Annotated in this window: 5 protein-coding genes; 2 read left to right on the forward strand and 3 right to left on the reverse strand. The window is 44.2% G+C overall.

The genetic code is table 11. From position 1 onward, the window contains the following. Window positions 1-202 precede the first annotated feature (202 nt). Entirely contained in the window at window positions 203-937 is a 735-nt protein-coding gene (locus QT974_RS19740) for a hypothetical protein (protein WP_333470127.1), read from the forward strand. An 89-nt stretch (window positions 938-1,026) separates the two neighbouring features. On the opposite strand, the gene QT974_RS19745 is transcribed toward QT974_RS19740, so the two are convergent. Continuing rightward, a complete protein-coding gene (locus tag QT974_RS19745; RefSeq protein ID WP_333470128.1) occupies window positions 1,027-1,506 on the reverse strand; it encodes a hypothetical protein in 480 nt (159 codons plus the stop codon). Window positions 1,507-1,687: 181 nt separating this feature from the next. Between QT974_RS19745 and QT974_RS19750 the strand changes: the two genes are divergently transcribed. Further along, window positions 1,688-6,961 carry a hypothetical protein gene (locus tag QT974_RS19750; RefSeq protein WP_333470129.1) on the forward strand — a complete coding sequence of 1,758 codons (5,274 nt, stop codon included), beginning with the start codon at window positions 1,688-1,690 and terminating at the stop codon, window positions 6,959-6,961. A gap of 110 nt (window positions 6,962-7,071) precedes the next feature. Here QT974_RS19750 and QT974_RS19755 read toward each other — a convergent pair whose 3' ends face one another. After that, window positions 7,072-10,428 (reverse strand): hypothetical protein, encoded by a 3,357-nt coding sequence (locus QT974_RS19755; protein WP_333470130.1) that lies wholly within the window; start codon window positions 10,426-10,428, stop codon window positions 7,072-7,074. Between the two features lie 28 nt (window positions 10,429-10,456). Continuing rightward, complete coding sequence (locus QT974_RS19760; protein WP_333470131.1) at window positions 10,457-13,504, reverse strand: neuraminidase-like domain-containing protein; 3,048 nt, start codon at window positions 13,502-13,504, stop codon at window positions 10,457-10,459. Window positions 13,505-13,600 lie beyond the last annotated feature (96 nt).

The raw sequence follows: 13,600 nt of genomic DNA on the forward strand, positions 1-13,600 counted from the left end.
ACTTTTTGGCTCTACTCGCGGAGCATCCCTGTTCCAAAACTGTCCGAAGTATTGAAAAACGGAAAGGACAAATTAGACTCAAATAATCAATTGAATTCTACACCTCGAAAACATACAGGGATTCAATGCAATTGTATTGAACCGAAGGCGGTATTGCATATTTCATTTTTTTGCTAACACCTTTAAATAATGGAGCAAATCTATGGGTGTAACATACACGCTTGAACCCAAAGAAGGCTTGCCGATGGGATTATTAGTGAAATCGGCAAACCAAAGTGAAACTTACAAAGAACTTGAAATTAAACAATCAACACTGGAGGAGCTATCTGACCGACGCTTGTTCGAGCTAACACTAGATATTTACGATTCTCCTCCTCCTCTAAATTTGGAGAGAATGAGCGAAGAATCGCTGCTATCATCGCTAAAAACTAGCGAACAAAAATTCAAAACTGCGGAAACTGCGGGGAAATTGGCAGAAATGTCGAAATTAGTCTACGCAAAACAGTCCGGTATTTTCCTTTTGGAGTTAAAAGCCAGGTGTCAGGGTAGCTTCGGAAAAACTCTCTCGGATGCCGGTATCGGCAAAACTCAATGCGAAATAAAAATGAGAATAGCCAAGCGCTGGCAAGAACTCGTACCCCTCGCTATAGAGGCGATAAATGAAGGGGAAGCCGTTCTTTCGCTAAATTGGGCTGACAGAGTTCTCAGGAAGAAAAGTATCAAACCAAGCGAGTTGGGCGAACGGGACACCGAAAAATTGGGAACTAAACTTTTATCCCGCGCGACTAATTATCTCTCGGAAAAACCGGAAATCATCGAAGAATTACCCGATGAATCAATCGGGCATATCGCAATTGCGATCGGGCGGCGCTATCAAAACCTCAGTTTGATCGATTTCGGAACCAGCCTGCTAAGCACAAAATCCGAACCTGCATAGGGTACTGTGGCAAAAAACCAAACGTATTATTTTTTGCACGTTTGGTTTTCGAGTCACAACAACAGTCCTGGACGCACTAATTGAGAGCATCAAGCTCTCTCAAAGAAACACATAAAGTGACGGGCGCGAGGTTTACCATAACTCAGCACGAGCTCGCTGAGTTTCCGTAAATGCCTGCGCACTCTCAATTCTTCCAAGGCTTTTCCTTCCGAACTTACCCCTGAATCAACTAAAAATCGATATCTTTGGGGCTTCATCGTGCCATCTGGGTTGTAGTTTTCCAAGACAAATGGATCGATGCAAATATCGTAACCGATGTAATAATCGGTGGCATTAAAAAATTCGCCCCCATCGGGAATCCTGACTTCATCCCACGTCAAATCTTCGAGCTTTTTTTGACAACCGCGATCGTACCAAGCCTGTATGTTTCCCTGTACTTCTTGACGGTTTATGTTATCCATAATACTCTTCGCGGTGCGCCGCTGAAGTTCCGTCTCTTCCTCAAAATCTTCTTTGAACTCCCAATCTTCATATTCGGGAACAAAGTCCCAATCTTCATGTTCAAGCATAATTTTTGCAAAAAATTATCACTAAAGATTACTTCCAAAGTTAACACATTTATCATGAGAATCTCAAAAATTTATTTTTTAATTGATACTAAAGTTTAAGTTCAAATCTAAATCCTCGAATTCAAATTCAAATCCTCAATCTTCAAACCAAAATCTCAATTTTCAAACTTAAATAATTTTAATGCTAAAACTCAAACATTTCGATACCGACCTAAATCAATGGGTTAGTTCGTTCGATAGACTCACCAACACCCAGACAGTCCTAACTGAAGAACTGAACAACTCTATGCTGGAAGCAATCTTTCCCGATGCTCCAGAAGATACTTTTTCAATAGGATACATACACGAATGGACTCAATCTGAAAATTTAACGTGTCACCCCGACAATTGCGAAATGTTGTTCAGTTCGGGAAATAGATGCTTCTACGGGCCGACAGAGTACAAAACAGAACTCGACAAAATATTACCTGACGAAAAAGATAAGGGAGCTTACGGCAGTTTGTTATCCGGCAGTTGTCTCGATACTTTCAAAACAACAGTTAAACTTTTAATAGTAGAAGATAATCTAGAATCTGAACGATGCGGAGAAAATGGAGGACTTTTACCAAAAAATGTGGCGATTTCGCTATTAGGAGATTGCCACGGAAAAATTTCGCCGCAACTTCTAGAAAAATTTATCCTCCTTAACGATGAATTGCTTTCTCAAACTGTTGCTGGAGAACCAGATGAAATTATCAGACACGCCGTGCAGCATCGGCTTTTTTTTCCGAATTGCGACTCAAACGCTCGCGTGGCTAAAGGAACGGTAACAGCAAAAATTTTAGAGCCACTGTTTGAAGTTAATTCTACAAATGTTCCCGATTTAATACTGCCAGTATCTTCCTTCAAAGGCGGCTGGAATAAACCGACACCAGGAATGTACGAAGTTGATATGTGGGCGGGGGCAAAAAGTATTTCTCAAACTACTCTATCTTCGACCGCCGAAGTCGGTTTAGAACTGGATACCAGAGAAATTCTTAGAGAATATGCTTTGAAGTTAAATGAAATTGCTGAAGATCCCAGAAAAGTAGCTGAACTTTTCTGTAAAACTTGGGAAGAAAAAGTAACTGCCAGACTCGAAATTAGCAAAGATGGTCAATCTAAAAATACCCACCCGGAAAATACTAAGCAGGAAAATACTAAACAGCCAAATAACCAGCCAGAAAATACTAAACAGCCAAATAACCAGCCAGAAAATACTTTAAATTCGCAACTAATGGAAGAAAATACCGTCTACAAAATATTAAAATCAGACTTACAAGGCGGTCATTACCAGTTACTAGAATGCAAATACATACAAAAACAACTAGAACGCTTTTTACAAAATCAGCGCCGGGAGATAGCAACCGGAGGGGCTATCAAATGGAACAGATCCAGTATAATAATTCCCTCAAAAGATTTAAACGATGACCAAGTTTGCACCGCCGTTGGTAGTCCAGGCGAACTGATAATGAGCTTTAGATCGCCCCTACTTTATGAAGATGCAATCGCCCTTCAAAACAATACTTTTACGCCCGACCTTCTCGACCCCAAAGGGCGAGCTTTCATCGGAGTTTCTGTTGTTTCCGACGAACCTTACCACAAATATGCTAGTAGAAAAGCTGCTGAATGTACTGCGATCCAAGGTATCGATATCAGCGAAGACTTGAGAAAAAAAACCGACCTGCTAGTTGGCGAAACACAACAGGAACACGCCGCTCGATTGTTCTCCCAAGCATGGGCGAAGCGCGAAATATCTCAACTGCAAAGCGAGCCTACTAAAAAAAAACTGAAAGCCATCAAATCTCAACAAGATGCTTTGCAGGATTCGCTGTTACAATCCCTGCCTTTAGACACGTACAGCAAGCTCGCAGGAGAAGACTATGACGGAGACTCTAAATGCTTCGCGAAGGCTTCAGATTGGCCTTATACGGCTCTAAATCTTATAGAAGCTCAAACTCCGCAAAACGCTCACCCTCCTACCCCAAAATTACCCAAAGTTTCCTTTGACGTACCGGGTAAACCCAAGAAAACACTGCCTGAAATTGCTCTATTTATGGCAAATAAATGGACGGAACTTGCTAACTCTGCTGTCAAATGTGCTGCCTCTGTTGAATCAGAAGTAGTAGCAGTGCAGAGTACATTCAGCGCCGAGCAAAAAGAAGATTACATTCGCGATGTTTCTAATCAATTCAAACAAAAATTAAACGACAATTACACCGCTAAACCTGAAAAACACATACCGGACACGCTTATGTCAACTGTCAGAGAACTAGCCAACATACACAATTCGTCAACCCATCCGACAATGGCTTCTTTAATCTCAGCCGACGCCAGTCAAATCGAGCGAGATGTTCTAGACTGCAAGCTATGCTGCGAAGATAAACTTCTGTTTCGCATCCCGCCAGAACAAGTTCAAACTGGCCTTGAAACCTATAGAAAATTTCTGCGATTTCAAGTAACGCCGCCACTGTTACTGCAAAATCAAATAGCTGTAGATTCTAAAAAAAGCGCTACTCCAGCCGACGAAATTACGATCAGCCAGTACAGAAATCTGTGCCACCGAAATCCAAATTACTTGCAAGATAAAAAATTGCCCGACATATACTTAGAAGGAAAAGTCATAGAACCCAACGGCTACAGTTTAAAAGAATCGATAATACAATCTCTTAACCCTTTATTGCAAGCATCGGAACTAGAAGCACGACCATTTTACCAATTTCGCAACCTGTTTCCAGAAGCTGAACCAGGAGATAAATACTATTACACGCCAGAACAGTACAATACTTGCAGGGAAACAAAAGCTGCTTTTGACTCTCTTTTAAACTCTGCCGTTGCAGCTAAACTACGCTTGCAGACTGAAAAAGGCCCTTATTTAACTGCACAAACAGAAACCGGAATTAGTGTAGAAATTACCAATATTGCTTTCAGTAAATACCCGGAACGTTTCAAAAATCGGCAGTCGCTGGAAATCCTGTTAGTTACAAATGAAAACTACAGGGGGGCTAGTTCAAATAGCCACAAAACCTGTGTTTTGGCAAAAAGTCAAGACTCTGAAGGATCTGACAAATGGGTTAAACTCGGCACGCTCAGCGAAAGCAGCAGAAAGCTACTCAATATCCCCGTTAAAATTGAAGGAACGAAATATTTGAGAGTGCAAAATGTAAGAGCAGTAAAAGCTTTAACTGAGGCTGACTGCAACCTAATTTTTAAACAAGCGACGCAAATAGCAGAGACTTTTCACAGTGAGTGCAATTTGAAAGGCGAAACTGATGCTATGGCGGCTGCTACTTGGCACTTGTGTTGTGCACCAGAACTCAACCACGATAGCAGAAAAAAAACGCAAAATTTCGTGTTTGCTGCTTGGAGTTCTCAAATTGTCGTTCGACTCAACGAACTTCAATTCAAAGAATTAACTATCGGCGAGTTAAATAGCGCAGATATCAAAATAAATAACTGCATCGAAAATGCTGAAATCAGAATTGACGCTGCCCAAACCGAAAATGGCGAAAACTCCCATAGTTATAATCTTACAAATGCTGAAATTGGAACAGAATCAGCTAAATTTGAGCCTGGTAAAAAGCCGGATGTTCACAATCTTACTAATGCTAACACTAAAACGGAATCTGCGAAATTTGATTATCACGAAATCTCCCAAGTTCACAATCTTAAAAATGCTGAAATTAGAGCGGAGGCGACAACAAAAGACGATCGCAAAAACCACCCAACTCAGGGTAAAAGAACCTTGCAAATAATGAAAGACGGTAGGTACATCACAGCAGGTACTGTCTCTGAAAATTCGGCGCAGTTACCAGTTGGAACTACTGCCCGCGCCAAACTAATTCCTGCGATCGCAAAAACGGCTGAACTGCACGTAACTGGTTTAGACGATCGAATTAAAGTCGGTAAGGTTGCAGAATGCGAATTTGGCGGACAAAGTTCTCTTTTAGACCAAGAATACACTATTACAATCCAATCGCTCAATAAACCTAAATATTTGCTGGAAATATCTGGTAAAGTTATCGGCGAACTCGACGAAACATCAATAGAATCGCTCAGGAAAAATAATTGCCTGCACAATCATTTTTCTTTCACCGCAGAACTGACTACTTACGGAATAAGTAACGGCACGTATACAGTAGCCAAGAGCAGAACAGGTAATATTCTCTGTGCTAGAAAACAAAATCTCATTGGTTTTTTTAAAGATTTTCGCTTTCAAGGAACAACAGCGGAAGTTTCAGTTAATATTCAACAAAAGCCGGAAATTTGTGCCACAGTTACTACTGAATGCGGATTAAAAGTCTTGGGGGTGTTTACACCCAACCAGAAAGAATCTAAAATAGCCTTAATGAAGGCTTTCTATAACCAACAACAAGGCAAAAGCGACGAAATATTAAAAAAAGACTTCGACGCAGGTAAGCTAACCGGAACTTCTTTTAAGGCTCGCATAGAATTTAATTCTACTACTCTTATAGCTTCTCTAGATCCCAATTCTGTACAGTACCCTCTTCAGTGGCTAAAACAAAAAGAAGTTAATAATCAAATACTCAATAATCAAACACCCAACAATCAAACACCCAACAATCAAACACCCAACAATCAAATACCCAACAATCAAATACCCAACAATCAAATACCCAACAATCAAATGCTCAATAATGCAGAAAAAACTGCTGTGGCACGGCAAGTAATAGAAAACATGAACTCACCTCCCACTATATTTTATGAATTCCAAAAAACAAGTTTGATTGACGGAAAAATAACAGACCAATCTATGCTGGGGATTGCTGTTAGCTTGAGAAAAACCGAAACAGCACGCAATTTTTTTGAAGATTACAAAATACAGCATTCCGAGATAAATCCGTTAGATGCGTCTGTTACAGAAGAAACTCGCCGAGGTTATGCAGTTTTTCATCTCAACCCCGAAAACCTACCACCCAAAATAATGTCATCCCTATCAAAGCAATTTGGTTCGCCAATTGCCAAAGATTTATCTCCCGATAGTCCGTATTTCCAAAAGCTCAGAGAATCTCCGCCTCTTCCAACCGGGGCATCTTTGCTGCTACACAAATTCTATGGTATTAAAGATAAAGACACTGAAAATGCGATCGCTACTTCAGATCCTCAAAAAACGCTACAACAAAGTGCAGACAATTCACCGCTCATACCTGCTTGGGAAAAAAACCTAATTGCTGTGGCCGTGCAAGCTGCAACTGACAACAATTATAGCCCCAGAACTCCCTTTATCCAAAATACTTTATTAGCTACTTACTGCAAAGAAAATGAAAGTCTTACCATAATTAGAGCTAGAGATAATTCTACAATTTACTCGCGCGAATTGGGAAAAAATGCAGCAATAATTAACTTGTCGGAAGAGCAGAAGCAATTCCTCGAATCATACAAAATTACGGCTAAAAATCAGGAAAGACAACTTTAGCAGGGCGCTTCGCGTTCTGAGTAAATAACTGTAACAGAGCAGCTAGATGACCGCGTAACCATCAATATGGTCAATACTGATTTATCTCATGCGGTTTTCAACCGTTGTATTCATTTTTGGTTGCCCCAAGTCAATGCTAGCCAGATATCTTCCATCGATTTGTGATTGAGATACAGGGTGAATTTCTCAATTTCAGTGGAAACGGGTTTGGTTGAAGTTGGGAGTTTTGACAATTGACCCGACCAAAGATCGCCCAAAGATTTATCTTTGACTAGGGAGTTTTCATCGCCTGATCCATCGGCTTTGTAAGTGATTTTCACAGCTTTTTGGGTTTTGACGAATAGGTCGGCACGCTTGATGATTTCCAGGTTCCCTTGGCTCCAGAATGGGTAATGCTCTGGTCGCAACGTCAAGGTTAAGGGGATTACAGGGGTAGCGGGGGTGTTTTGGAACTTAGCCCATTCGGTGGGGAATTCATGGCGGATGGAAAATAGGCGCACGGAGCCAGTGGTTTGGGCTGCTTCAATACGGGTTTTGAGGTTGGCGATCGCGCCAATCTTCAATGACCCACCCGCCTCACGCGCAGTATAACGAATATGCAGAATCACATCAGAAATTGTGTTGTAGTCAAACTGGCAGGGTTCCTTTTTGCTGGGATTTGCAGGTAATGTCAACTGCCACTCGCTAATCACACCTGCCCCTTCAAAGGGGAGATAGCGTTCGTCGCGTAGGTTAGTTTCAAATAAGCCACTGTCATTTTGTCCGGTGCTGGTGACGATCGTTTGGAGACTGCCGAAGGAATCGTTAAAGCGAGCATCCTCAGTGCCACTCCGCTCATAGCTCCCATCTGTCAGCACTGGTTTGGTGCGAATGCTGCTCTTGAGCATGGTTAGGGTGCAGTTGATGCTGGTGTAGGGGCCGGTGACGCAGGGGATGCTGACAGCGACGGTTTTGATGCGGCGAAAGTAATGTCCTGGTCCATCCATGTCGAAGAGTTCTTCGGGGAGGGAGACGGTGCAGCGGCCAGTGGTACGAAGCTGGAGTAATGCTAGTGGACTAAGCTGGAGTAGGCTGACGTGTTTGGTGAGTTCGTATTCACGTTTGTTATTTTCGTGATAGGCCATCTCCATACGCTTGAGGTCGAGATAGAGAGCTTCACCAGAAAGTAAGCCTTTGCGTCCGCCATCCCAGTAGTTGAATTTGACGTAGGTGGTGGCATCGACTTCGGGGCGCATGAGTTCGCGCTTCATGGTTTGCTCGGCTTTGCGGGCGGTGTCGAAGGCAAAGCGGTAGTATTCGTAGTAGAGGCGGGAGATTTCGCCCTGCATCCAGGCATAGAGTTCTTCGTTGGTGAACTTCTCGTGCAAGAAGCGATCGACCTCTTGGGCATTTTCAATCAATTTTTTTGTGTTTTCGTATTCGTGATGTGTTACTTGTTCAGCAATCAGCGATGTGAGAATCTGTCGCCCGATTTGCATGAGTTCGTGCGCAGCCGAATTGTATTGCAACATCCATTCATCCGCACGGCGCTGGTAAGATGCTGTTTTGGATGCCATTCCTGCTTGTTCGTGCTCCCATCCCGCAATAATGCCGAAAACGTCTCCAGCAATTTTTGATCCAGCTACAAGGGCGGTTCCTACTTTTAGATCTACTGTGCCACCAATTCCCCAAAAATGGATGTTGACTTTTGGGTCGGGAACAATTGTAAATCCTGCTGCGATCGATTTGATGGCAGAACCTAATAAAGCTGTATCTCGTGCTCTAGGCAAGTGACTATTGAGTTCTGCGTTTTCCTTGCTATTTAAGTAAAGACCACCCGGCTCAGATCCACCGAAAACACCAGCCAGTCCATCGCTGGTTGAGTCCGCAGCGATCTGTAACTTAGCAAGTTTTTGTAAAGTTAGGTTTTTTTCATACTGACCAACTAAACCACTGTAAGCTGTATCGAAGTTCTCCTCAGTCAGTTCACGCCGATCGATCGCTACAACATCCGGTGCATTTGGATCGGCTGGTAGCCCTAGCAATCGCTGATAGTAGTGGAGTCGTTCCAAGGCTGTGGCTCGGCTGGTGAGCAGCGATTTAGTTGCTTCCTGTGCTTGTTTCCACTGCAAGAAGCGCACATCTTGCTGCATCTGCTGAATTTTGATTTCGTGGCTCTGGCGCAAGAGGGCTAAACGTTCACCCTCGCCTTTTTCGATCGCCGCCAACAACGCTCCGCCTAAACTCCGCACTTCGCCACACAGTTCTAATGCCTTTTGGATAAACAGGATGGCACGGACGGGGCTGGCTGGTTGATTCAGGCCATTGACGATCGAGCCAATATCAATTCCGGCTGCTGCCGCTTTGACCAGCATTCCGGGATCGATAGGCGGATCGAAGAGGGCAAGTTGGCGCACTATTCCTTCAATGTTCATGCAGTGGCGGATTTTGAACAGTCGGTCTGCGACTGTATCCCAATAGCCCAACAGTTTGTCATTCTGGGGAATGCAGAAATAGAGCGTGCGCCCAATGCCAAAGAGGGGAGCTGCTGCGTCTGGATCTTTACCTTGGATTTGTGGAAGACCAAGGTTGAGCGGAAATTTACCTTCCAGTTCTACCAGTGCATTTCCAGTGGCGTCGAGTCCGCGTGCCTTGAGTTGGGCAAAAGTCTGGGGTTTCGTAGTACCGGGGGAAGGAATTTTCTGGGGGCGTGGACCTAGAAGGTTAGAGGCTAGTACGTAAATTTGGGTGGCTTCATTGATCGATTCGATCGTGTCTTGGCGGAACAGACTGTCGCCCCAGGCAATTAGGTTGTCCAGATATTTCATGACAACGCTGTATTGATAGGCAATTTGCCGGGTGCGGGCAACCGCGTGGGGTTGGAAGGGTTTATTTTTACTCGCTTCATAGCCAGCAAGGACTGATTTTCTCAGTTTTTCTTCATCTGGTGTCGGGTCTTTTTTACTCAACAGCCGCAATAGTTCGTCAATTTGCATGACATCGCCTGCTTGACGGAAAGCGAGAAATTTCCAGAAGCGTTGGGGAGTGGGAACAGATGTGTCGGTACAGGTTGGATCAAAAATGTAATGGAACCAGCGTTGGGCTTCGGCAAATCGTTGGTTTTTGCTGAGATGGACGGCGATCGTCAGGGGTACATGAAACAGTAGTTCCCAGTTGTAGTTCGCATAAGGTCCTCCATAGCGAAGATCAATCTCCTTTGGGAAAGACTCGATCTTAACTAATTCACTGGTCAGCAAAGTATAGAAGGTACTAAAAAAATTACTAGTCAATTCTTGGTGGTATTTCGGGTTGAGCAAACCCGGCAAGGAATCCTTGTTCAGCTTCTGAATTAGTTCACCGACAAATGGATGGAAGAAGTTCTCGAAGGTGTAGGTGAATTCAATGTCTTGGCGTTTTGTATAGAGAGGCTTCAGTACACCTGATTTATCGAAGACTCCATGGAACTTAACTTGAGAATAGTCTGTCATAATTCTTTACTCCTTAATCGATCTGGCTCTACTGAATTTGTTGATTACGCATGATACCTGTTGCACTGATGTCTTTATCGCCAAAACGCACGGTACCTGTGGTGGCAATACCTTTTTTGATATAGGCATCTTCAGTGACAAATCGTTTCATCGGAGCCGGATCAATGACGGCTATTCGTGAATCCATAGCCACAGGGCCGAGGCGATCGCGAATTTTGGGCGGTGATTCCAACACTAATGGCGGAATATAAAGTTCTCGCTTTGGCAGATATTCATTAAAGCCTAAGCCTGTGAATTCTGAAATAGTTACAGGACGATCACTTGTGCTGACATAGAAAACGTGGCGGCTGTCTTCGTAAAAGAATGGCGTAGTGAAGATGCTCGACTGATTATAGGATGGATAAATGACTCTCATAGACAATCTCTCTTTGGTGTTGAGTACAGGTCGTTCCCATTTCTGAGGATTCCATTTCCAGTTGCCAGAGATGTCTTGTACACCTGTGAGAATGTTGTAAGTAATTGAAAAAGATCCGTTAATAGTCTGAAATGAGCGATCTGCACTCAAAAATAATCCTCTTGGTCTTGGGCTTGGAGGACGAGAGTCATCCTCTTTTCTAATTGGCAAACTGTGAGTATTATAGAGAACAAAATAAGCACTATAGGGAGAAATATTGACTTTCAAGACACTTCCTTCCTCAGTCACTGTGAGATTTAGTGTGGAGCGATCGAAAGTATGCTCTCCAGCCACATTAAAATCGCGTACGAAGGTAGGTTTATTGATATCTGAGGTCTTAGTGGGTTGCCACTTGCCGTTATAATACTCACTCCAGCAAAGCACGGCTTGCACAGTAACTTTTGTACTTGTATTTGCATCATTTCTGACACTTTTTTTGACTTGTCCCAAGTTAACTTTAGCTAACTCAGTGTTATCTTCTGGGACAGGAGAGGAAGCTGTCTTTGATGTATCAAGTGGAGCTTGCTTGATGATGCGCAACCAGAATAAGAAAAGGCGATCGTTCCAAACGACTGGAATCACTGGGTTATCTTCAATATCCAGCTTGATTTGTTCCCAGGGTGTCCAATAACCATACTCACGGCGACGATAGAAGTATTTGCGATTGGCTCCGGGAGTGCGCGCGACCACATGGGCAATATCATCCTCTAACTTCGTCAGATCGTTTTCCACAAAATGAATACCGCACGGTTCTAGTTTTGCCACTTCTTCTAGTTTTGAAAGGTAATTCAACAGTGCGACAGCGGCGCGATCTTCGGTGATATCGCCCTGGAGGAGTTCGCTCATAGCTTCCTTGAAGAAGGGCGATTGATCGTCCCTTAGCTCCGGCTCTAGCCAGTTCTCTGGATGCAAACGGACTTTGCAGTTGGCTTCGCACACCCGATAGCGCTTCATCCAGCTCCATTGTTTGGCGTTGATGGATGATGGTGAGACTCCTGTTTCCAGATTCATCAAGCAACGTTCAATAAAAAGTTGCACTGATGAAAGGGCATGGCGGATGCGTGAGGTTTGCATACAAGGCTCCATCTGTACATCCATCAAGAAATACTCGAAGAGTTTATCGGGGGTGTTGATGTGCGCTTTCGTGGGGTTGGCACGCATCTGGTGCAGGATATAGGCAACGAGGGCATTTCGCTGCAATCCGCGCATTTCATCGTTGATCGGTTTCAGCACTTTCAACCAGTCACTTTCGTCGTAGCAGGCACGCAGAGTCGATTGAAAATTACGAACGGTGATGGCATTCGGTTCGTTAGTCGCAGCGTTTAGTAGTGTCGGTGCGGAAATGCCCAAGGCTCTGATCGGCGCATAGGCATCGAAAACCCGTCGGAAGATTGGTAGGTGAGTGAGATCGGCGATCGCCACCCCAAAGTGATTCAAGAGTGCATTGCGCGATCGCTCTTCCCAGTGCGTCAGACGAAAGAGGAGGCTACTTTCGGGGCTTTTCTCCGGTTCTGGTCGCACGGCCGCATCCGGATCTTTGAGTAGCGTCAGTAGGCGCTCATCATCCGGTGATAGCTCAGCCTTGAGGTGCGCGAAATCCAGCAATGCGGTGAAGGCATCCCGTAGGGCAATGGCTGTAGTGATATCTGGACTGCCGTTCACGGGTAAGCTATTCAGCCATCCTTGCCCACCGATCTGGTAATCAGTGTGGGCAGTGAGATAGGCAATCTCACTGGCTGTCAGTTTAAGGGCGATCGCCAATGTTGTCACCTTAAGAAAACGAATGTATGTGGCTCGCAGGTGGCTGGTTAAAGTGTCGGAATAAAGATAAGCCGGTGGAATTACCTCCCAGCCGCGCCCACTGGTCTGCCAGCGCACTTTCAGGGCATCTTTTACCTTCTCTACCGTTAAGACGATCGCATAGAGACTTCCTGCTCGTAAATCGATCGGTTGGTCGTTCCGCCACAGGTTGCCCGTTGGGGTCAGAGCGATCGTTTTCCCCTCCAACATTAGTGATACGATTGCGCCTAAATCAGCCTCGACAGAAATGTTATAAAAACCATTCTCTGGTGCTTCCAGATAGCCACTCCAGATACCTGAAATAGCACTATTGGGCGTGGCAGCATTGTCAGGTAGGGGATGTCTCTCACCTGTAGAATAAGCCAAGTTAGATTCAGCATCGCGAGAGATATCGACTCCTCCCGTTGCCGTATCACGGAAGAAAAACTGAGTTGAGAGACCAAGTGTTTCTGAGGCTATCGGGTCATTGAATGCGGGCTGTGAGGGAGCATTTACCGTATGTAAAACAGTGGCATTGGCGAGCAACGCATTGGCGATTTCTGCTTCAAATTTTGTCGCTGCACTGATCGATTGCAACACCTGCTGCTGCTTGCGTCGAAGCTTCAGTGTTGGCAGGAAATTCTCCAACAGCAATGTGTTCCGAAGCTGTACAGAATCATTCGCTTCAAGATATGACTTTTGTCTTAAAACCAGTTCTGGATGGCGGGTAAAAAAATCTTGAATCGCACTTTGATTCTGAACATAAAGGCTATCCACAATCGCCGCAAACTGTGATGCAACGCCTGGAATAGCCTTCAGTGCATTGCGTGTAGTCTCATTCAAAACACCTTTAAATGAAATTCGTCTACGATCTGAATTGTAAGTAGGGTTTGCTGAATAATCGATCGCAGACCAATAGCAGGAGCGATCGATCTATTC

The organism is Microcoleus sp. BM001215392, assembly GCF_036700185.1.
Taxonomy (GTDB): domain Bacteria; phylum Cyanobacteriota; class Cyanobacteriia; order Cyanobacteriales; family Microcoleaceae; genus Microcoleus.